This is a genomic window from Gloeomargarita sp. SKYB120, from assembly GCA_025062155.1.
Taxonomy (GTDB): Bacteria; Cyanobacteriota; Cyanobacteriia; order Gloeomargaritales; family Gloeomargaritaceae; genus Gloeomargarita.
Window position 1 is genome coordinate 30,827 of sequence record JANXAM010000017.1, and the last position, 21,544, is coordinate 52,370.

The following is a 21,544-nucleotide window of genomic DNA, read 5'->3' on the forward strand; positions in this document are numbered from 1 at the left end:
ACAGAATATTTGACACGGGTGGCAACTGAAACCCTTGATGCTTCCAGGTTGACCGCTGCCCGCCTGTGACAACTTAAAGCCTGCCCTACGATTGAAAGGATTGAGCTTGGCGAATCTCTTGGGCTAACCCGGTGTCAATTTTGTAGATGTGATCGACCAACCAATCACCCAGCGCCGCGTGAATCCGGCGAGCTTGTTCTTCACTGCCGCCGCTTTCAGTATATTCCCGATGCCATTCGTTGAGCATTGCCAGGAAACGGGCATGGGCTTTTTGGTTGGTTTCTGCCAAGGGGCATTGGTGCCGGAAGGCGCAGCTTTCCTCTTGACCAAAGTGCCATTCTGCGTAGCCTTTGAGAAATGCGATGAGTTTTTTCACCGCAACTGCACCCTGATTGCCTTCAATCGCATCTGCCAAATCATTGATTGCCTCAATCAATTCCCGATGTTGACTATCAATGAGTGGCAGGCCCACTTTAATCCGGTCATCCCACACATAACGTGCTAGTTTTGGTGTCGTCATAAGTTATTCTCCTCAAATATCAGTAAGCCTACGAGGACATCGCTAAAGTGTTGCTACTGGCAGTGAGAAATTCCTGCAGCTGACTGACTACGTTTTTAATTTCCAAATTGACAACCCCTAGCTTGGCTTGCCGGTCTGCTAGCACTAACAGCACTGCCTCTTCCGTGCAATTGGTGATAATGCTATAGCCCTGGGACCCCTCGACCCAAACCCGCTCAATACTCCCCCGGTTCAATTCGCGGCCAATCCGTTCACTCAGCGACAGGAGCGCCGCTGCCATCGCCGACACCCGTTCTTCGTCCATCCCTGGCATCAAACAAGAGGCCAAGGCCAATCCATCAGGAGATACGACTGCTGCTGCTTGTACATTGGCCACTGAACCAACGAACTGCTGTAACGCTGCCGTCAATTTCGCTACATTGATAGACATAGCTTCTGCACTCCAAAACCTACATTTTGCTGGTACTTTTTATTATGGATACTCCATGATTAAATGGTGCCGTTTCTTTAGGATTTATTTATTTTAAATTGGGCAATCTATTATACAGAAATACCCACTTCTTCCCCAGCTAATTATGGGAATATTAGAGGACTTATCCACCAAATGTAGAAATTGGGTCGAGAGATTCTGAACAGTTATCCTCGCATAGGATACAACCTCCTAAACAGTTGATGCTGCTTGTTGGGTATAACAACGCTGTACTAATGCTGCTAACGCTGCAACAACTGATTCTTTTCGGGTGGCATTCACCTCTAGGGTTAATGCGGGATGAACACCTGCTGCCAAAGCCACATAGCTTAAGGGCCAGGCTTCGGGAAGATCCAGATGAGTCACACCTACGAGATAGGGCAATTTTACCCGCTGTTCCATAAAGGTCAAAATTCGCCGTGCTTTGCGAAAAGCGCTCGGCTGGTGACCAGGTATGAGCAAAATATAGGCATGAGCATAACGAATCAAAATGTCCCACATAAAATCAAATCGTTCTTGACCAGGTGTTCCATACACATGCAAGCTCATTTGCTGACCAAATGTGATGCGACCGAAATCCAATGCCACTGTAGTTTTGGGCTTGATCAAAGCTGTTTCATCGGTTGCATACTGATCCGTATCCACTGGCTGAATTTCACTCACTGTGCGTACAAATGTACTTTTCCCTGACCCGACGGGACCCGTTACCACTATCCGCATAACCGCCATATGTGTTTGGCCTCCTTGCTGGGATATTTTTTTATAGTCTCACCCGCATAACCCGTCGCAGGTAGCCAACTCAAAAAATCGCATCATACCAATAAGTCCAATCGGTGTCTTTAGCTAGAGATTACGCGAAACTTTTTGCCAATTCTTGTGACAATAATTTCAAGACAAATTTCGTTGTAGAAAGGTCAATAACTTTTGGAAAAATCCTTCATTTGGAGTAGACACTGACGCTGCTAACGGTGTTAAGTGGGCATGGGGCAACTCTGCAACAATACCTACTGTTAGTAAACGAAAAGCCAATTTTTGTACTGTCAATACAGGTACCCCCCATTTCTGAGCGATTTCTGCCAGACTCATCTGGCCATTGCTATATTCCCACAGTTGCCATTCTTGTCGATTTAGATGATAGCGAGGACGTCCACTAGTACTGATGAGACCAGAGGTGGGATCGGGCAGTTTATCAAGGAGATGTCGCCAATCCCGCAGTGCCCGTAGACCGGCCAAGACAACTGCTAGGGGTTCGGCTTGCAGGCCAGTGAGAACTAGACGGGGTAGGTGCTTCTGAGGCTGAAAACTAAAAGACGCATCGGGCAACGCAAACAGGCGGCAGATAGGACGTACTACTTGCTGTGCAAACAACCAGCGCCTCTGTTGGTCATTCAGCACCCCTTGGGCGACTAACCATTGGCCGAAAGGCTGCTGGATGGCTTTTTGGCAGTACAAATAACGCAACCGCTCCAGAGTTTCTGGCCGCAACCACCCCTGAACCACTAAACTCTGGTGCCAGTCCCAAACGCGCAGGGAAGCACCGACAATTTGCCCTTTAATAAACCCCAACTGTATATCGCCCAACTGTAATAGACCTGTTTGCTGTCCTTCTCCCAAAAGACGCAGTAACTCAGCCAGAGAAAAATCGGCTAATCGTCCTTGAATACTCATTATAGCCTCCACTGTAGGAAAGCTTGGAAAAACTAGTAGTAAACCCCTCATGTAGGAGCTATTTCACTCTAAAATGTGGTTCCTTTATCCTCCACCGTAATCCTACGGAAAGGCCCCAAAATTTTGTAAAAATTTGGCTTCCGTAAAGATGACTTTACAAACCGAAACACATATCATGAGTAAATTGAGTAAATCTTTTGGCGGCTGTCCAGATTGCGGACCTGATGTCCTATAGCTAAAAACTTTAAGCTTGGCGTAGAATAGGGCTAGTGAGTTCATAGAAGTCTTTCATGTCTAAGCCTTACAGCACAAACCTGCGTCAGCAAGCTATTGAAGCGGTCTTGAGGGGCGCAACACTCGTTGAAGTGAGCCAGATGTTCAACGTCGGGTATCGCACGTTACAACGCTGGCTCAAGCAATGGTCTGAAACCAGCGATTGCGCACCGAAGACAGGTTACCAAAAGGGGCATAGTCATAAAATTTCGCAAGTTTGTCGAGGCAAATTCTGGTCTGACCCAGAAGGAAATGGCGACTAGTATGACGAGCCGTAGGGCGCTTAATCAAGAGCGACAGGTATATCTAGAGAGAATGAAGGATGTAAAGCCGGAAGAAGTCGTTTACATAGACCAACTCGGCATTGACTAGCGAGCAGTTTATGAGTATGGCTGGGGTTTGAAAGGGGAAAAGATGGGTAGGAAATGTGAAAGAGTGAGTATTACCTAGGGAGATTAATTGAGCCATTAACCTGGATAGGGAGCTGCAACTTACAGGTGGTTTTGACCTGGTTAACGGCGTGGTTGCTACCAGCGATTGGGACTGGTAAAAGATGGTGTTGGACGATGCTAGTTTCCATCGGTCTAAGGTTATCAAGCAAGTGGTGGAGTCGACCGGGTGTGAACTGATATATTTGCCCAGATATTCGCTAGATAAAAGGTGCGTAAGTTATAGGTAAATGTAACAGAAAACCTGTAGTCTATGGTCAATGAAACCATTCGCAACTTATGTCAAGTTTTATGATTTTAGCGATATTCACCAGATTTGAATCCGATTGAGCAGGTCTGGTCTCGGCTAGAACGGTAGGAAAACCCACGTTCTCTCGTGGATGAAACTGTCCGTCTTGGACGTCTTAGCTATGGGTCGATGGTATGAAATACTCTGCGACCCCAATTAGCTACAGCACCAGTTTTGGCGAGAGCACAACAGCAAGACTGAGACCATGCGAGCGTGGCCTTGTTTCAGCGTTTGCCACCTACTTCGGGTTTCGGCAGCGGAATTTCTAGCTCCATGCTGTGGCTGTCTTCCACTGGGCGACGGTTGCCCCGATTTGGTTGACCACCTGCACCGCACTATAACTGACGCCAGCAGTTCCTTCCCCCGGATGCACCGAATCCCCGACCAACCACAGGTGAGCAATCGGGGTGCGGGTCGCCAGCGCTAACAGGCCAAACGTGCTCACCCGCTGACCGACACCCCCCACCATCCCAAGATGTCGAGCGGTGTAGCGTGCAAACGTGCGGGGCGTCGCTGCTTCGACGTGGATCAGATGCTCCGGCGACAGGTCGAAAAACGTCCCCAAGCGGGCCAGCGCCTGTTCCGTGTAGTACGCCTTCAAGGCTTGGTAATCCCCCTGTTGCCACAGCCCCACATCTGTAAACGAGGACGCCACAATGGTAGCCATTCCCGCCGGCGCTCGTCCATCCCCTGGTTGACTCACTGATACAAACAGGGAATTGTTCTCACCGATGGGGCCTTGCGCATCGTACAGGAATTGCAAATGCAACGGGCAATGGGATGGAATGGCCGCCTGTTTCACGCCCAGGTACACCACGAAGGCACCGGATGCCGGCGGCAAATGCTCAACCCGCCAACGGTACAACCTGGGAGCCGCCTGGCCCAACAACCGCACCAAATCCATGGCGGTGACGTTCGCCACCAGATGGTCCACCGGTTCGTACTGGCGTTGCCCCCGCGCATTCTCTAGCCAAACTCCTTGCACACGATCTCCTTGCACCACAATTTCCGTCACCCGATGCCGGCGTTTGACCCGCCCGCCCCAGCGCTGTAACCCCTGCAGGAGCCGCTGGCTGAGCACCTGCATACTTCCGTGGAGATGCCAGAGTCCGTGGGGCGCGTGGGGAATGCCTAACGCCGTCGCCCCGTACAGCAGCGCCGTTTCATCAGCATCACACTGGGAGTACAGCTTCAACTGCATATCTAGAAACGTCTTCAGCCGGTGGTGGTTCCCCAACCCGAACAGTCGCAACACCTGCCCCACGGTCAACAGGGATAACGGCGCAATCAACAGGGTCTCCCCATTCAATGCTCCCAGCAGTCGCAGCCAATCCCACAGGACGCGCGGGGGCATCACCGGCTGTCGTTGCTGGAACCGCCACGCCACCGCAAACAACCAGTCCATGAATTGCCAGAACTGTTCACTCCCTGGAAAGTGCCGTTGTCGTTCCGCTTGCCATCGCTGCGGGTCACGCCAGACCTGAATAGGCGTTGTTTCACCTGGCAAATACACCGCGCAAGCAGGGTCGCACCACTCGCCTGTGGGCATCTCAACCTCCAATTCGGTAAATATCTGGTGGTGAATGCCCCCTGGTTCCAGACCCGCCACCTGCGTGGCTCCCACATCAAACACAAACGGCCCGCGCCGGAACGTAGACGCGCAACCACCTACCTGGGCCGCCTGTTCCCACACCACCACCTCAAAACCCCGTTTTGCCAGCAAAGCCGCCGCTGTTAACCCGCCAATCCCCGCACCAATAACCCCTACCCGCATTTCAGGTTCTTCACAAAACTTTACTTTACATATCTTAACGTATCGTCAATCAGGGGGGAACCAATTACAGAGCTTTGCCCTGCGACCCAAGGAAGCATCAACGGTGCCATCATCTGGTATGGTGCGAGATCGCTGCGACACGGACTTTTATTTGTGGACACAGCGGCAGTCGGAATATCTCAAATCGGGTAAATTTGAGTTACTGGACTTAGAGAACTTGAGTGAGGAAATCGCATCTTTGGGCCGGCAACAACGCCAAACTAGAAGTGGTCTATAGGAGTTGATGCTCAGCAAGAGACAACATTGGCTTGGCAAATGGCCTAGTAGTATGATAACGACCGACTAGAATTTCGCTCTATGGGAAATACGTCACCGCGGGAAGGGGTCATTAAATACCAGGTGCTCCACCGAGAAGGCTCGCCCCTTGTCTGGGAGATGGTGGCTGATTTGGAGCAATGGCGGCAAAAGCTCCGAGCGCAGGGGTGGTTGGGACAGTATCCCGATGGCACGAGCTACGGCAACGTCAGTCAGCGCCATCCTCAAGGGGGCTTGGTGATTACGGCGACTCAAGTGGCCCATCGCCCACAACTCACCGCTAGGGATTACGTCCATGTCACAGACTACAACCCAGCAACCCACACCCTGACGGTTGTTGGCCCCGTACCCGCTAGCAGTGAAGCGCCGACTCACTGGGCCATTTACGCCCTGCACCCAGACATCCAAGTAGTGTTTCACATCCATGCGCCAGAACTCTGGCGACGGCTACTCCAGCGTCCTGACGTTCCCTGCACCGCTGCCGATGTCCCCTACGGCACCCAGGCGATGGTCCAAGAAATCCGGCGGTTATATCCCCCCGACAGCGATCCGTTTGCCCATTCGTGTTTTGTTATGGCCGGTCACCAGGACGGGATTTTCAGCTTTGGCCGCACCGCTGGGGAAGCCGGTCAAGCCCTCTGGGCCATGTTAGACTAGAAACTTGAACGCGGATGTGGCGGAACTGGTATACGCGCACGTTTGAGGGGCGTGTGGCTTTGCCATGCGAGTTCGAGTCTCGCCATCCGCATGAGGGAAAAAAGCAACGCCGAGAGTTACCATCATTCAGCCAGACCAGCCTGATACCTTGGCCGATTACTTGCGACTCATCCTGGCCCATTTGCAGATAACTCAGATGACTCTACGTTGCCCCGTCTCCCTAGCCTACTGGGGCGCTTGGACAATTTGAAAAACCTAGTGACCTGTGCTCTATAGCGCAATTTCCACCGACACCATCTGGCAATTTGGGCCATTCGACCGGCAAGCGCGGGAAAGTCCCTGCTGATTTGGAATCTCGTGGGCCTTCTTTTGCGCTATCATAACCAGCAGTAACCAGCGGGGTAGCGACAATGGTTTTACAACTGCAATACTTTCTGTTGATGGCAGCGGCTTTGTTTTGCATTGGCATCTATGGACTCGTGACTAGCCGCAATGCCGTGCGGGTGTTGATGTCTGTCGAACTGATGCTGAACGCTGTGAATTTGAATTTCATTGCCTTTGCCAACTATCTGGATCCTGCGGATATTAAAGGACAGGTTTTTTCGATATTTGTGATTACGGTGGCGGCGGCGGAAGCAGCAGTAGGTTTAGCGATTGTTCTGGCTATTTACCGCAACCGTGAGACAGTGGATATGGAACGCTTTAACTTGCTGAAGTGGTAAATCTTGATCACCAATGCAGATAGCAACCCACCGCCGTCAACATTCCAACTTTGATAGTTCGTAGGGCAACTTACTGTCAGCTAGATTGCAATGCCTTACAGTCAAGCTGTTTAAGGATTGTCATATAAAGGGTGTGCTGTTAGGAAGTGGGGAAAGGCCCAGACCATATAACTATGATTTGCTCGAGAAGGCAATGGAAGCTATCTTGAATGGTGCTACTACCATGGAAGTCAGTCAGTTTCTAAACGTCACCTATCGAACGGTACAAAGATGGTTGAGACATCCCAGGGAAATAAGCCATAAACTAGAAGTATTTCAGCAGTTTGTGGATTAACGGGAGATGGCTGCTCACTTTGGCGTGAGTTAAGGCCCTACAAAAAATAGGCTATACTCACAAGAACGGCAAGCTTATGGTGAGTTAATGGCGCAAACAGACACAGCTAGAGTCATACCTTGGACACCGAAAGGAGAGAGAGTTTACAGGAAAAAACCATCGCGGGGAACAGCTTATCCATCAGGGCGTGTGATTGAACCGTTAACTTAGATAGGCTATTGCGATACTCAGGTCGTTATCGGGTGGTTAGGTGAGAGACTTTTGCCAACTGGTGTTGGATAATCTGCGGCGGTGAGACAGGTGGTATAGCTAAGCTGCTTTAGTTTGTCAGAGCGAGAAGAGGAAACCCAGAGGCGGGGCCGTGCTCTGGGACCCAAGAGCTGACAACCATAGATGGCTTGGCTATAGAAGCGGCTGGATTTTGACTGGTTTATTTACAAAGATATTCGCCTGATTTGAATCCAATTAAGCAGGTATGCTCTCGGCTGAAACGGTGGGTCAGTTACGCGTGGAGTTTAACCAAGCAAAACCTACGTTTCTTCGTAGATGAAGCTGTCCGTCTTATATGTTAACCTTTGTCGGCTTAGCTGTAGAAGCATAGAGACAACGAAAAAGCCCTGGCAGAGAGTGCCGATATTATTTTGCGAAAACGGGCCAAATTTTATGCTGATTTTTGGTCAGTCTATAGGAAGGTCGTTCTGAAAGCCCAGCATGAAGCTAGCGTTAGAAGTAGTAGTAGAATGTCCCTGATTGAACACTTTAATAACACTCTTGGCTAGGGAGTTGGTCGTTTAGTTAAGAAGACTTTATCCTTCTCTAAGAACCTACGAATATATCCTAAAGTCATTCTCGGTCATTAAACGGGTATTCCTTGTTGTCTTAAGCCATCAAAAGTCAACTCTTTTCTATCGCTGGTCTAATGGATGATTGCTATAGTCCCTATAATTCGATTACCATGGTAAGAGAGCGGTCTTTACTGCAGGGATGCAAGGGGGTAAAGTGTGTTTAAGAAATTATTAATTGCTACCGACTTACGGGACGGATTACACCGATTGTTGCGATTTTTGCCAGCGTTGGGAGCGGGTGGCATTGAAGCGGTAACGTTTGTGCATGCAGTGCCCTATCGAGATACAGGGGTGCGGGTGAAGGAGGACACGGAAGCACTAATGGCAGCGCGGGCGAAATTAACCCTACCGTCGGATACCGGAGGAGTCCAAGCCCAAAGTCTCGTGCGGTCTGGCAAACCGGCAGATGTGGTTGTCCAGGTCGCGCAGGAGGTTGGGGCGGAATTGATCATTTTGGGGACGCAACAGCGCAATCTCCTAGCAGAAAAAATCCTAGGAAGCGATGCTCTGAGCATCATGCGCAAGTGTGACACTCCATTGATGATTATTCGCCCCCAGTTGGTACAGGTGTTAACGGCTGAGGAACTGCAATTGCGTTGCCAGCACTTGTTCCATCACTTGATGTTGCCCTACCGAGGTCGCCCGGAATCCAAGCATTTGCTGGCCCAGGTGCTCGACCGCCTACAAAAGGTCGCCCAACCCAAAGTTGAAACGTGCCATCTAGTATGGGTGGTAGAAGACCCGATTCGCCGAGATTTTGAGCCTGACCCGCAGGAAATCGCTCGCGCCGAACAGGAGTTAGCTCAGGTGGTGACCCAGTTGACTCCCTACATTGCCCACGTCCATACCCATGTGCGCACTGGTAACCCGGTCGAAGCCTGTTTAGAACTGGCCCAACTGCTAGACATTAGCGCTGTTACCTTAACGGAAGACCACATGACCAACTTGTGGAACTTGTCCCTGTCGCTAGGCAGTGAGTTGTTGCGGCGGATTCCTTACCCATTGATCCTCTTTCCTTCGCCAGAAAAATAACTTGGTGCGCACGGACAACCTGTTTTACCGGCTGTTTCAACGGGCGCCTGAACTGGCGTTTGAATTGTTAGGTTTGTCCCCGCCTGCAGCCCCTTATCAATTTCAGTCGGTAGAACTCAAGGAATTCGGATTTCGCCTGGACGGTTTGCTGCTGCCGACCACGCCAGACCCTGCTTTGCCCTTTATCCTGATTGAAGCGCAAATGCAGCCCGATGCCCGTTTCTACTACCGTTTGCAAAACGAACTGGCCACTTACTTGCTGCAGTATCAACCTGTTCATCCCTGGCGCGTATTGGTGCTGTACCCTAACCGGCGCACCGAGCGCGTCATCCCCAACTTGCCTGCGTATCTAACCTACTGGCAAGTGCAGCGGGTTTACTTGGATGAACTACCGGCCAACCAGTCACTGGCAATGGAATTGTTGCGTTTGATTGCCGCGCCGGTGGCAGAAGCAGTGGCGATAGGGCGAGCGATTCTTCAGCAGGAGCCAGAACCCTGGTTAGAATGGGTAGTGGAAGCACTGGTGCGCAAAAGGCGCAGGCTTATGGAAATGCTCGGTCTGGTGCCGCTACAGCAAACTCAGTTCTATCGGGAAGTGTATCAGGAAGGGGAAACGGCCCTAGTCCTACGTCAATTGCAGCGCAAGGTAGGTTTTTTGTCTCTTGAGCAAGTCCAGCAGATTGAGGCTCTATCGCTGGAACAATTAGAGAATTTAGGAGAAGCGCTGCTGGATTTTCAGAGTGTGTCCGACCTGGAAAACTGGCTGGCGCAGAACCCGGCGATAGCGCCAACAGAAGACGACCTAGCTACCAATTCGGGCTGACTTGTTCCAGCGCCCGCACTTCATCATCGGTCAATCGCCACCCCAAGGCCCCGGCATTTTCCTGGGCTTGTCGCGCATTCTTGGCCCCTGGAATTGGCAATGCCCCTTTGCAGATCACCCAGTTCAAGGCCACTTGCGCCGGCGTTTTGCCATACTGCTGGCCAATTTCTCGCAATAAGCCCTGCAATGGCTGCACCTGACGCAACCGTTCCCGGTGAAACCGCCATCCCCGCGCCTTGGGTGGTGGGTTATCAAGGGTGTATTTCCCGGTAAGCAATCCCATGCCCAAGGGGCTGTAAGCAATCAACGTGACGCCCAGCTCTTGACAACGTTGCAACAACCCCGTTCGTTCCGGCGCCCGGCACACCAAACTGTACTCCACCTGGTTGCTCGCTAGGGGTACCCCCCGGTCAGCTAGCACCCGCCAGGCTTCTTCCATCTGCGCCAGCGAATAGTTGGAAACCCCCACCGCCCGCGTCAATCCCAGGGCTACGGCATCCGCCAGCGCCTGCATCCAGCTTGCCAAAGACACCGGAAAATGGGCCGGCCAGTGAATCTGATACAAATCCACACGGTCCACACCCAACCGCTGAATGCTCGCCCGCAGGGCATCCAGTAGGGTCTGGGGCCAAAAGCGCCAGGGGAAGGGCATAAATTTCGTGGCAATGACTGCTTCGCGACCTGTTTCCCGCACAAATTGACCCAACAACTGCTCTGACCGCCCCAACCCGTACACTTCTGCCGTGTCAAAAAACGTGATTCCAGCCTCAATACTAGCGCGATAGGCCGCCGCTAAGTCCTGGTCGTTGTACTGCTTGCCGTAATCCCAAAACAGCGTGTCGCCCCACGCCCAGGTCCCCACCCCCAGCGGACTTACTCGTACATCCGTTCGCCCTAGCCGGCAAGCCGTCTGCGTTTCTCCAGACATGGGTCACACCGCCAGTCGTTTGCACGTTCAGTATAACAAAACCTAAAAATTTGTAACGTAAGATTTCGAACGCAACAACTAGAAGAAGCCGGAGGTGAAGGGGTGGAGTGTGCTATAGTCATGCGTAATCGGTTCTGGTGGGGGCCAGCCATCAGACGCAAGGGGGAAAGTCCGGTGCGAATCCGGCGCTGTCCCGCAACTGTGATGAAAGCGTGTTTGCTTTCTCAGTCAGGATGCCCGCCGAGGAGTCTCGTTTCGAGGCTATTTACTTGTTCACCTTAGTCTGCGAGGTACAGATGATGGTTTATTTGCTTCAGCATTGCGTGCAACTGAACCGATGTTGGGCTGTTGGGATAAACTGATAGAATTGTCCGACGCCTAGCCAGGTGGCTGGTCTAGACATGCCGACGGTCTAAGTTCGTGAGCTGTTGGCGGATTTGGTTTCTACTCTGCTACTGGCAGCAGGAAGTTTTCCTTCAGAGAAAGGATGGGAGGGTTATGACGCAGGCAACATCTGGGTTAACGGCAACGTTGGGTTATCCCCGCATCGGGAAACATCGGGAACTCAAAAAAGCCCTGGAAGCCTTTTGGCAAGGGCAATTGGATGAGACGAGTTTGTATCAAACCGCTCAAGCCATTGAACTGCAAAACTGGCAAGTCCAGTTGGCTGCTGGGATTGACCGCATTGGCGTTGGCGATTTCAGCTTGTACGACGGGGTTTTGGACTGGAGTTTGCGCCTGGGAATCGTGCCGGAACGTTTCCAGCATTTGACGGGTTTAGTGCGTTATTTCACCATGGCGCGTGGGCAAACGGGCATCCCCGCTCTGGAAATGACCAAGTGGTTTGATACCAACTATCACTATCTCGTTCCAGAAATAACGATGCCCCTACAACCAGCGGATTTCAGTGATTTTCTAGCAACGGTGCAACGGGCGCAGGCGGTCTTGGGTGAACGCGCGGTGCCCATCGTGCTGGGGCCGTTAACACTGGTGCGTCTGAGTCGCTGGACGGGGGATTTGGCATCGCTCTTGACGGAGTTCCACAACCGTTATGTGTCGCTTTTGACGGCCCTGAAACGACTCAACGTTGTGGAGGTGCAAATCCACGAACCGGCGCTGGTGTTGGGGGACGCGCACCAGTACCAATCCTTCTACCAATCCACTTATCAAACCCTGGCGCAAGTCGGTTTGCCCATTCAACTAGTAACTTATTTCGATGATTTGGGGTCGGCCTATCCGTGGGTAGTACAACTGCCGGTCGCGGGAATTAGTTTGGATTTCACCAGGGGCCGCAATCTCGAGTTGGTGCAGACGTATGGGTTCCCCAGTGACAAGCAATTGGGGGTGGGAATCGTGGATGCGCGCAATGTCTGGAAAATTCGCCCCGACGAGGTGTTAGCAACTTTGAAAACACTCCAGACCATTACTCCCCATTTGCGGGTACAACCGTCGGCTTCTTTGCAGTTTGTGCCCTACGATGTGCGGTTGGAAACCAAACTCCCAGAACCCCTGTATCACGTGCTGAGTTTTGCTGAACAAAAGTTGGAAGAGGTGCGACTGTTAGCGCAGGCCCTGCAAGGGCTATCCGAGGTAGCGGCGGAACTGGAGACCCTGCGCCAGCAGTGGCAAGCCTTTTACGCCTTTAGCCCCGTCAATCCGGCGGTGCAAGCGCGCTTACAAAACCTGCAACCCAGTGATTTTTCCCGGCCTTTGCCCTATGAACAGCGCAAGTTGCAGCAACCGGTGTTACCGCCTTTACCCACTACAACCATTGGCTCCTTTCCCCAGACGCCAGAGGTGCGCCAGTTGCGGGTGAAATTGAAACGGGGCGAAATTACCAAAGCCGAATACGAGGCGGCCATTGATGCGGAAATAGCCAAGTGCATTCGTTACCAGGAGGAAATTGGCTTGGATGTACTGGTGCATGGGGAGTTTGAGCGCACCGATATGGTGGAGTTTTTTGCCCAGCAGTTGGCTGGCTTTGCTTTTACCGAGCACGGCTGGGTGCAGAGTTACGGGAGCCGCTGTGTCCGTCCCCCCATCATCTACGGCGACATTGCCCGAACCCAACCGATGACGGTGCGGGAGTTCCGGGTGGCCCAGTCGTTGACGAGCAAGCCGGTGAAAGGTATGCTTACAGGGCCGGTGACGATGTTGAACTGGTCATTCCCCCGCACGGATATTTCTCGGAAAGAACAGGCGTTCCAAATTGCCCTGGCATTGCGGGACGAGGTGGCGGATTTGGAAGCGGCGGGTGCGCGGATGATTCAAATTGATGAACCAGCGCTGCGGGAGGGATTGCCCCTGAAACCGGAACGTTGGGAGGAATACCTAACCTGGGCAGTGGATGCGTTTCGCTTGGCCGCAGGAGTGGCGCGACCGGAAACCCAAATCCATACCCACATGTGCTACTCGGAGTTTGGGGACATCATTGCCCACATCCAACGGTTGGACGCCGATGTGCTGTCTATCGAAAATAGCCGCAGCAACAACCAAACGCTGATGCAGATTGTGGAGGGGGGCTACAGGCACCAGGTGGGCAACGGGGTGTATGACGTGCATAGCCCGGCAGTTCCGGCCACGGAACAGATGGTGCAATTGCTACAAGCGGGATTGGCACATCTTCCGGCGGAACAGATTTGGGTGAACCCGGATTGCGGCCTGAAAACCCGGCGGTGGGAAGAGGTGATTCCAGCCCTAAAAAACATGGTGGCAGCGGCTCAACAGTTGCGGGCGCAGCTGCAGGGGGCTAGCCATTGATGTCTGGCGGGAACCCCCCGACGACCAGCTCTGGATGTATCTGGAGACGCTAGGGGATTGTGCTCGGACAAGGGCTGGTCTGGTGGGTTCTGGATGAGGGTCGCGCTCCGGTGAGGGACTTTCTGCCAGGGAACCGGCTCTTAACCTAGTTGGAAACCCTGGCGCTGGATGACACCGGCTGGTCGTTGATTGCCGAAGCGGTGGGCACGTATCATCCCCAGCGGGAAATGGTGGCGCTGCAACGGCGCATCTATCGCCTGCCGATGCCCCGGCGTTCCCAACAGCCCAGGAGCAGCTAGTTATGGACCCAGCAGATTGGCAGCGCGGTTTATCGCCACAAATGTGCTAGCGCTGGGTTACAATGCCTGGGCGGGCTTTCTCCACCACGGGCGGGGGGCGGTAATTTGCACCTTGAATCATGCTCAGAATGGCGATTACCCCACCTATTTCCTTCCCCGCTTCCGCTTGGCGCCGTTTCTACGCGCATGGCTGGCGACCCCGGCAACGCCGCTGTTGTCCCACCACTTTTTCGTGACGCACATCCTGGACGTGGTGGACCATTACGACCCTAGCACGGAAGTGGTGTTTTTCCTGGAATCGGGCGCCCAGGCCACCTTTTTCTACCTGAAAAACCTACCGGTGCCGCCCCCCCAAAGCTATCGCCACATCTGTCGCCAGGGGGAGGAATTTCATCTGACGCGCTGTCGTTTACCGCAATCCGATTAAATGCGCCTGTGGGGACGTTACGCGCTGCTGTGGTTATGTAAGTACGGGAACGCCGACCGCTGGTGCCTGGGGTGCGCGCTGCTGTTAGGCGTAGTTCTGTACTACATTGCCCGAATCGCCTGGTAAACGTCGTCGGGACGCAAGTGGTCGTGCAGGACCTGGCCATCCCGGAACCAGATAATCCGTTCAGCGCGGCGGGCAATATCGGCTTCGTGAGTGACCATGACAATCGTGACTCCTTGCTGGTGCAACTCGGCAAACAAATCCATGACTTCCTGGCTGGTGCGAGAATCGAGGGCACCCGTGGGTTCGTCCGCTAGGAGCAATGCCGGTTGGTTCACCATCGCCCGGGCAATCGCCACCCGCTGTTGTTGTCCCCCAGAGAGTTGGTTGGGTTTGTTGTGGAGACGATGACCTAAGCCCACCTGCTCCAGCGCCAGCCGCGCCCGTTGTTGTCGTTCCCGGGGTGGCACGCCGGCATACACCAGAGGCAACATCACATTTTCCAAGGCGGTCAACTGGGGCAACAGATGAAATTGTTGAAACACAAACCCAATTTGTTGATTGCGGATATGAGCCAGTTGGGCGGACGAACAGCGGGCGACGTTTTCCCCTTGCAAATAATAATCCCCAGTGGTGGGCCGGTCCAGGCAACCAATGATATTCATCGCGGTAGATTTGCCCGAACCAGATGCCCCCATAATGGCGCAGTATTCTCCCGGTTGAATTTCTAACGACACATTCTGGAGCGCCTGCACCTGATTTTCCCCCAGGCCATAGACCTTGCTGACATTCACCAGTCGAATCAACGGTGCTTTCATGGTTCAGGTACTCCGTAACGCGACGATGGGGTCCAACTGGGCGGCCCGCTGCGCCGGTGCGACGCCAAAGACCAGGCCAATCGTTCCCGATACCCCCACCGCCAGGATGACAGCTTCCCAGGACACCTGCGCCTGCAACGGGGTCACCCAGCCAATGCCGATGAGCCCCAGCGTTCCCACGGCGGTACCCAAGATACCCCCCGCCACGGCGAGCACGATGGCTTCCAGTAAGAATTGCTGGAGAATATCTCCTTCTGTAGCCCCCACCGCCTTACGTAAACCAATTTCCTGGGTACGTTCTGTCACCGAAACCAGCATGATATTCATGATCCCAATCCCGCCCACCAACAGCGAAATCCCTGCCGTTGCCGCAAGTAAGATGGTCAACACCCCCGTGATATTGCCCGCAATCGCCACGGCTTCTTTTTGGGTGCGAATGTAGAAATCGTCTTCGTCCACAATCTTGTGCCGGCGGCGGAGCAGGTTGGTGATTTGGAATTGGGCGGCGCTCACACTAGCTTCATCCCGCGCCGAGACGGAAATGAACGCCACCGTTAACCCGTAGGGCGACCGGCGGCCCGTGAGTTGATAGGCCATCGTCGTTAGGGGAATGTAAGCCGCGTCGTCCCGGTTCGTTCCGAGAAAGGCCCCTTTAGGCGCTAGGACCCCAATCACTTCAAAGCTCAGGTTGCGCAGCCGGATACGTTCACCGAGAGGAGAGCGGTTGCCAAACAGTTTAGTTGCCAAGTCGCTCCCTAACACCACAACCCGCCCTTGCCGCTGGACATCCAGTTCATGGAACAACCGGCCCTGTTGCAAGTCAAAACTTTGCACCCGGAAAAAGTCGGGCACGGTGCCAGTGACAGCAGTGGGCGTCGTGCGGTTGCCATAGCTCGCTAGGGCGCTCTCGTTGATTTGGGCGGCAACCCAGCGGACGGTAGGAACTTGGGCGGCGATGGCTTGGGCATCTTCCCAGGTGAGGGTCGCAGGTGGTTCAATGCCCCGGCGGCGCGCATCCTCCCGTCCCGGCACAACAAACAACACGTGGGTCCCCAACGATGCCAGTTGTTCGGCGGTATAGCGCTGGGCGGCCTGTCCCACCCCCACCATGGCGATCACGGCAGCATTGCCGATGACAATCCCCAACACGGTGAGAAAACTCCGCAAGCGGTGGGCGGCCAACGCCCGGAGCGCCATGCTTAAAGATTCGCGAATCTCCATCGGACTGGGGCCGTAAAGTCGTTACAACGCAGGAGAAAGAGTTGGTGGGGAGAGTTTCTTTTTTCCGAAAGACCCTCTAATATGTTAGGGATAATAAAACGGCTCTGGGCGACTGGAGCAACTGCACACCTTTGGGGAGATAATGTCCATTCAAGAGGACAACAGGCCGGCGGGTGAGCCGGGGACTCTGGCCTCCACCCCAGCAAATGAAACCCTATTGGCGCACGGGGACGTGAAGGCTATGTCTATTCATCAGGCTGAGGCGGTGACCTACGGGAATGACATCGTACCCGGCCATCTAGCGCGGATTAAAGTCATTGGGGTTGGTGGTGGGGGCGGCAATGCCGTCAACCGCATGATCCAGAGCAATCTAACGGGGGTGGAATTTTGGATTATCAACACAGATGCCCAGGCCCTACACCACTGTTCGCCGAACGCCAAACGACTGCAAATCGGTCAAAAACTCACCCGCGGTCTCGGGGCTGGCGGTAACCCCGCCATAGGGCAAAAAGCGGCGGAGGAATCTCGCGACGAAATTATGGCCGCCCTGGACCAGTCGGATTTGGTGTTCATTACAGCGGGGATGGGCGGCGGCACTGGAACTGGCGCTGCGCCTATTGTGGCGGAAGTTGCCAAGGAACTGGGAGCTTTGACCGTTGCGATTGTCACCCGGCCGTTTACCTTTGAAGGCAAGCGGCGAGCGGCTCAGGCGGAAGAGGGCATCGCCATGCTCCAGAGCCGGGTGGATACCCTGATCGTCATTCCCAACGACCGCCTACTGACCACGATTGGGGAATCTACCCCGGTGCAGGAAGCCTTTCGGGTGGCGGATGACATCCTGCGCCAGGGGGTCCAGGGCATTTCCGACATCATCACGATTCCGGGCCTAGTCAACGTGGACTTTGCCGATGTGAAGGCAATCATGGCCGATGCCGGGTCGGCGCTCATGGGGATTGGTACGGGCACGGGCAAAGGCCGGGCGGCGGAAGCAGCTAATATGGCGATTGCGTCACCCTTGCTGGAGTCGTCGATTCACGGGGCCAAGGGCGTGCTGTTCAATATCACGGGGGGCAGCGACTTGAGTTTACACGAGGTCAATACGGCGGCGGAGATCATTTACAACGTAGTGGACCCTGAGGCGAATATCATTTTTGGCGCGGTGTTGGACGACCGGTTGCAGGGGGAAGTGCGGATCACGGTGATCGCCACTGGCTTTCAACCAACCACCAGTACAGGGCCCATGCCCCGGCCCCAGCCAGCAGTCCGCCCAGTGACTCCGGCGCCCGCTACGCCCCCCAGCGTGGAGATGCCGCCCAAAGTCGAGGAGCCACCGCCGGAAATTGACATTCCCGATTTCCTGAAACGGCGGCGGCCACGGCGCTAGGGCTAGCCATTTTGGGGGAATGGCCCCGCCAGAGTGCTACGATGGCAGGTAGAGCGTTGCCAGGGTGAGATGGTGTTGCCAGCATCCCGTCCTTTGCCGTTAGCGGCGCCGGTTGCGACGGACCACGGTCGCTTGCGTCTCTTTGCAGGTTCGGCCAATGTTCCCCTTGCCGAAGAAATTGCTCGCTATCTCGGTGTGGACTTGGGGCCGATTGTGCGCAAACGCTTTTCCGACGGCGAGCTATACGTCCAAATTCAGGAATCGGTGCGAGGATGCGATGTTTACCTGCTGCAACCGACCTGTCATCCGGTCAACGACCACTTGATGGAACTGCTGATCATGATTGATGCCTGCCGGCGGGCGTCGGCGCGCCAGATTACGGCGGTGATCCCCTACTACGGTTACGCGCGGGCGGACCGGAAAACGGCGGGTCGCGAGGCGATTACCGCCAAGCTCGTGGCCAATCTCATCACCGAAGCAGGGGCCAGCCGGATCCTGGCAATGGATTTGCATGTGGCCCAAATTCAAGCCTACTTTGACATCCCCTTTGACCACGTCTATGCCAGCAATGTCCTACAGCAGTACATCCTCAGCAAGGGGCTTACAGATTTTGTAGTTGTGTCGCCGGACGTGGGCGGCGTAGCGCGGGCGAGAGCTTTTGCCAAAAAGCTTAACGATGCCCCCTTGGCCATCATCGACAAGCGCCGGCAAGGCCATAATGTGGCGGAGGTGCTCAACGTCATCGGCGATGTGCGGGGCAAAACCGCAATCATTGTGGATGACATGATTGACACCGGCGGCACGATGACCGAGGGCGCGCGGCTGTTGATGGAACACGGAGCCCAAGCGGTGTACGCCTGTGCAACCCATGCCGTGTTTTCGGGGCAGGCGCCGCAGGTGTTGGCCAACAGCCTATTTACGGAAGTCATCGTCACCAACACCATCCCGATACCGCCGGAAAAGTGGTTTCCCCAGCTCAAAGTCCTGTCAGTGGCGAATGTGCTTGGGGAAGCTATCTGGCGGGTGCACGAGGACAGCTCGGTGAGTAGTATGTTTCGTTAAAAAGGGTTGCCGGAGGGGTTCCCACAGGGGTAAAGTCGCATCAAGCAGTGTTTGCCGAGGTCGGTGCTATGGAACCGGAAACCCATCCGCTCGAAAATCAGGAAAACCAGGAAACGCCGCCGGTAGAAAGCACGCCGGCTCCCGAGGCAGCAACCCATGTCTCGCCGCCCAAGAGCAGAGCCAGCGCGGTGGTGGACTCTTTGCGCCATACGCTGACAGATTCCCTGAGTGTTTTGGGGCCGACCTGGCAAAAGGTGCAGGCCTTTTTTGGGGAACAGCGGCGCACCATCAGCGCCGTCGTGGTTGTGGCTTTGGCGGTGCTGCTCCTGGCGCTGGTGTCAGGGGTCCTGGGCATCATCAATGCCATCCCGCTCCTGCCGGCGGTGTTGGAACTGTTGGGCCTGTGGTACGTCTTGCGGTACCTGCTGATGGCAGACTCCCGCCGGGCGGTGCTCCAGGAACTGAACGAGTTTATCGGCAAGGTCACCGGTCAACAGTCGTAAGTGCTGGAAACGTTTCGCCAGAAATACCCACTGGGGTGCCTGACCAGTGAGTTGCTGCAAATTCACCAGGGGCAATACCTGGTGCGAGTGACGGTGCAGGTGGGCGGTGTGACCTTGGCCACGGGGTTGGGTAGTGGGGGCAGCATCGAAGCGGCCGAGGACCGAGCTAGGGAGCGGGCGTTGATGGCCCTAGGTCTCAGCCCTAAGGAAACACCGCGTCCAGCCCCGCCGACCACTGAACCTGAACCCGTGGCGGTTCCCACGACTCCGGCTGCACCCGAGGAGACGCCGTCCAAGCTCGATATGCTAGATATTCTGGCCCAGACTACCGCTGAGATGAAGCGACTCGGCTGGACCAACGCTCAAGGACGGGAGTACCTACGACGCACCTATGGTCGGAACAGTCGCCAAGAATTGAGCGACCAGGAGCTGCTGGACTTTTTGAATTACCTGCGCAGTCAACCCAGTGGGAACGGCCCCTTGCCGTCAATCAGTTAGACGTTGGGCTAGGGGTTGGCGTGGATGGCACCGGCTCCAGGGCAATATCCCGCAGCTCGATAAAGGGAATGGTTTGACCCACCTCCGTCAGTCCCACCCGCACTTTCCCTAGCCGGACAGGAACTTTCACCCGCACAGCGGTCGCTTGGTTCCCTGGTGCCAGTTGCACGGGTAATCCCTCCACTTCCACCTCCAGGATTTCACCCTGGGCATTGCGCACAATGAATTGCCGCTGGACTTGCACCGCCGTCGCCCGCTCATTCTGGATGCGCAATCGCAGGATGGCCTGGTCCCCTTGCCGGTCAATCGCCTCCAACGCCATGTAAATGCCACCCTCCTGGAGTGCCAGCAGCGGCAGGCGAACAGCAGGGTCCGCAGGGGCTGGCGAGTTTGGGCGTACAGTACTGGTCCCCATTAACGCCTGCACCTGTTGGATGATAGTGTCTTCGGTCAATAGGACAAAAGGCTGAGGGTCCTTATCTGGCGTAACCGGGTTCAACGTCGGTTGCCGGACTTTACTCAGGGCCTCCTGCCCCAGTCGATACCCCAGCCAGACAGCGATTCCCCCTACGACCAGAGCCGCTATTGTAAAACCCAGGGTCACCACGCCGACCCACCGCTGCGTTCGCGCCATGAGTTTGTTAAGATAGCCTTTGCCATTGTAATCATTTTGCACGAGTGGCCGACTGGTAGGGCAAGCGACTCATAATCGCCGGTATGTGGGTTCAAATCCCACCTCGTGCATCGGTTGTTGTACTGTACAATCCAGAATTATCTGACACCAATCCAAAATTGATGTCCGTTTTCCAGAATTGATGTCCGCATGACGGCTGGACAAGATTTACCAAGTGCGTGCTCCTTTCACCCATCCTGCAGCATACTGCTCTTACCCGTCTAACCACCGGCACTCTGCGAAGGCAGCCCCCCACTCTCCAAGCGGGAAGATAGCTGCACCAAGTGGCCGTATTCAGCAGCGACATGAGCGACTGTCCCTTTCACCCGTCCTTGGAGTGGGAAGGTGTCTGCACCCCTTCAGCCTAGGACGCTCACCCTACCGGTGTTGTCGCCCCAGGTTTCGTGAAGGTGTGCTTACCTTCCTACATTAACAGTATTTTGTCTTACAGACCCATCAGTATCTGCGTCCCAAAATACTGTCCCGCTTGTGTAGGTGGATTTTCGTGAACCCCCTGGCCCACGCAGGGTCGCAACGGTTCACGAACTAGCCAGGATGGGTCCCCCTTGAGCGGGGGTGATTCGGCGACCGCCGCTCCGGTTAGCCCGTTCCCTCTTGCTGGGTGCGCACCTGGTCTCAGTCCCGCAAACAAGGACTGACAGCTTCGGGGTGGACAGTCGCCAGGGGCAGAAAGCACGACCGCTTACCGGCGGCCAAACAACCCCACACTTATCACAGACCAGTGGCTTTGGGGAGCTTGGTCTGCGGCGCTGTTGATGTTCTGATTCGGTTGTCCAG

At 54.6% G+C, this 21,544-nt stretch carries 21 protein-coding genes, 2 tRNA genes and 1 riboswitch; of the genes, 14 read left to right on the forward strand and 9 right to left on the reverse strand.

Annotated elements, in window-relative coordinates; translation table 11 throughout:
* Positions 1 to 85: 85 nt before the first annotated feature.
* The 4 genes from NZ705_07590 to NZ705_07605 form a co-directional block, all read right to left on the reverse strand.
* The gene (locus NZ705_07590; protein ID MCS7292819.1) at positions 86 to 520 is read right to left on the reverse strand and encodes a hemerythrin family protein; all 435 of its coding nucleotides are present in this window, start codon (positions 518 to 520) and stop codon (positions 86 to 88) included.
* Positions 521 to 548: 28 nt separating this feature from the next.
* Positions 549 to 950: a roadblock/LC7 domain-containing protein gene (locus tag NZ705_07595; protein ID MCS7292820.1), complete on the reverse strand. Its 402-nt coding sequence runs from the start codon at positions 948 to 950 to the stop codon at positions 549 to 551.
* A 231-nt stretch (positions 951 to 1,181) separates the two neighbouring features.
* Positions 1,182 to 1,709: an ATP/GTP-binding protein gene (locus tag NZ705_07600; protein MCS7292821.1), complete on the reverse strand. Its 528-nt coding sequence runs from the start codon at positions 1,707 to 1,709 to the stop codon at positions 1,182 to 1,184.
* Positions 1,710 to 1,877: 168 nt separating this feature from the next.
* Complete coding sequence (locus NZ705_07605) at positions 1,878 to 2,657, reverse strand: DUF4388 domain-containing protein (protein MCS7292822.1); 780 nt, start codon at positions 2,655 to 2,657, stop codon at positions 1,878 to 1,880.
* 290 nt (positions 2,658 to 2,947) lie between these two features.
* Here NZ705_07605 and NZ705_07610 point away from each other — a divergent pair, with 290 nt between their 5' ends.
* On the forward strand, positions 2,948 to 3,193 hold the full coding sequence (locus NZ705_07610) for a helix-turn-helix domain-containing protein (protein ID MCS7292823.1): 246 nt from the start codon (positions 2,948 to 2,950) through the stop codon (positions 3,191 to 3,193).
* Positions 3,194 to 3,933: 740 nt separating this feature from the next.
* Here NZ705_07610 and crtD read toward each other — a convergent pair.
* Positions 3,934 to 5,442 (reverse strand): C-3',4' desaturase CrtD, encoded by a 1,509-nt coding sequence (gene crtD / locus NZ705_07615; GenBank protein ID MCS7292824.1) that lies wholly within the window; start codon positions 5,440 to 5,442, stop codon positions 3,934 to 3,936.
* A gap of 357 nt (positions 5,443 to 5,799) precedes the next feature.
* Here crtD and NZ705_07620 point away from each other — a divergent pair, with 357 nt between their 5' ends.
* The 5 genes from NZ705_07620 to NZ705_07640 all read left to right on the forward strand — a co-directional run bounded on the left by NZ705_07620 (position 5,800) and on the right by NZ705_07640 (position 10,170).
* Positions 5,800 to 6,414: a class II aldolase/adducin family protein gene (locus NZ705_07620; GenBank protein ID MCS7292825.1), complete on the forward strand. Its 615-nt coding sequence runs from the start codon at positions 5,800 to 5,802 to the stop codon at positions 6,412 to 6,414.
* Positions 6,415 to 6,424: 10 nt separating this feature from the next.
* A tRNA-Leu gene (locus NZ705_07625) sits at positions 6,425 to 6,505 on the forward strand.
* Between the two features lie 319 nt (positions 6,506 to 6,824).
* Positions 6,825 to 7,136, forward strand: a complete 312-nt coding sequence (gene nuoK / locus NZ705_07630) for an NADH-quinone oxidoreductase subunit NuoK (protein MCS7292826.1) — start codon at positions 6,825 to 6,827, stop codon at positions 7,134 to 7,136.
* Positions 7,137 to 8,471: 1,335 nt separating this feature from the next.
* Positions 8,472 to 9,347 carry a universal stress protein gene (locus NZ705_07635; GenBank protein MCS7292827.1) on the forward strand — a complete coding sequence of 292 codons (876 nt, stop codon included), beginning with the start codon at positions 8,472 to 8,474 and terminating at the stop codon, positions 9,345 to 9,347.
* A 4-nt stretch (positions 9,348 to 9,351) separates the two neighbouring features.
* Complete coding sequence (locus NZ705_07640; protein MCS7292828.1) at positions 9,352 to 10,170, forward strand: DUF2887 domain-containing protein; 819 nt, start codon at positions 9,352 to 9,354, stop codon at positions 10,168 to 10,170.
* Here the strand turns inward: NZ705_07640 and NZ705_07645 are convergent.
* Positions 10,154 to 11,098: an aldo/keto reductase gene (locus NZ705_07645; protein ID MCS7292829.1), complete on the reverse strand. Its 945-nt coding sequence runs from the start codon at positions 11,096 to 11,098 to the stop codon at positions 10,154 to 10,156. The genes NZ705_07640 and NZ705_07645 overlap by 17 nt on opposite strands.
* A gap of 112 nt (positions 11,099 to 11,210) precedes the next feature.
* Positions 11,211 to 11,358: riboswitch (cobalamin riboswitch) on the forward strand.
* 238 nt (positions 11,359 to 11,596) lie between these two features.
* Between NZ705_07645 and metE the strand changes: the two genes are divergently transcribed.
* The 3 genes from metE (at position 11,597) to NZ705_07660 (ending at position 14,584) form a co-directional block, all read left to right on the forward strand.
* Positions 11,597 to 13,858: a 5-methyltetrahydropteroyltriglutamate--homocysteine S-methyltransferase gene (metE, locus tag NZ705_07650; protein ID MCS7292830.1), complete on the forward strand. Its 2,262-nt coding sequence runs from the start codon at positions 11,597 to 11,599 to the stop codon at positions 13,856 to 13,858.
* Between the two features lie 149 nt (positions 13,859 to 14,007).
* Positions 14,008 to 14,157 carry a hypothetical protein gene (locus NZ705_07655; protein ID MCS7292831.1) on the forward strand — a complete coding sequence of 50 codons (150 nt, stop codon included), beginning with the start codon at positions 14,008 to 14,010 and terminating at the stop codon, positions 14,155 to 14,157.
* 16 nt (positions 14,158 to 14,173) lie between these two features.
* Entirely contained in the window at positions 14,174 to 14,584 is a 411-nt protein-coding gene (locus NZ705_07660) for a hypothetical protein (protein ID MCS7292832.1), read from the forward strand.
* Between the two features lie 101 nt (positions 14,585 to 14,685).
* Here the strand turns inward: NZ705_07660 and NZ705_07665 are convergent, their stop codons facing one another.
* Positions 14,686 to 15,405: an ABC transporter ATP-binding protein gene (locus tag NZ705_07665; GenBank protein ID MCS7292833.1), complete on the reverse strand. Its 720-nt coding sequence runs from the start codon at positions 15,403 to 15,405 to the stop codon at positions 14,686 to 14,688.
* A 3-nt stretch (positions 15,406 to 15,408) separates the two neighbouring features.
* Positions 15,409 to 16,602, reverse strand: coding sequence for an ABC transporter permease (locus NZ705_07670; GenBank protein MCS7292834.1), 1,194 nt, complete (start codon positions 16,600 to 16,602; stop codon positions 15,409 to 15,411).
* Positions 16,603 to 16,867: 265 nt separating this feature from the next.
* Here NZ705_07670 and ftsZ point away from each other — a divergent pair, with 265 nt between their 5' ends.
* The 4 genes from ftsZ (at position 16,868) to NZ705_07690 (ending at position 20,073) form a co-directional block, all read left to right on the forward strand.
* Positions 16,868 to 18,010: a cell division protein FtsZ gene (gene ftsZ / locus NZ705_07675; protein MCS7292835.1), complete on the forward strand. Its 1,143-nt coding sequence runs from the start codon at positions 16,868 to 16,870 to the stop codon at positions 18,008 to 18,010.
* A gap of 69 nt (positions 18,011 to 18,079) precedes the next feature.
* Positions 18,080 to 19,072, forward strand: a complete 993-nt coding sequence (locus tag NZ705_07680; protein ID MCS7292836.1) for a ribose-phosphate pyrophosphokinase — start codon at positions 18,080 to 18,082, stop codon at positions 19,070 to 19,072.
* Positions 19,073 to 19,140: 68 nt separating this feature from the next.
* Entirely contained in the window at positions 19,141 to 19,575 is a 435-nt protein-coding gene (locus tag NZ705_07685; protein ID MCS7292837.1) for a CAAD domain-containing protein, read from the forward strand.
* On the forward strand, positions 19,576 to 20,073 hold the full coding sequence (locus NZ705_07690) for a hypothetical protein (protein MCS7292838.1): 498 nt from the start codon (positions 19,576 to 19,578) through the stop codon (positions 20,071 to 20,073).
* On the opposite strand, the gene NZ705_07695 is transcribed toward NZ705_07690, so the two are convergent.
* Complete coding sequence (locus tag NZ705_07695; GenBank protein ID MCS7292839.1) at positions 20,066 to 20,707, reverse strand: hypothetical protein; 642 nt, start codon at positions 20,705 to 20,707, stop codon at positions 20,066 to 20,068. The genes NZ705_07690 and NZ705_07695 overlap by 8 nt on opposite strands.
* A 38-nt stretch (positions 20,708 to 20,745) precedes the next feature.
* On the opposite strand from NZ705_07695, the gene NZ705_07700 reads away from it, so the two are divergent.
* Positions 20,746 to 20,817, forward strand: a tRNA-Ile gene (locus tag NZ705_07700).
* Positions 20,818 to 21,544 lie beyond the last annotated feature (727 nt).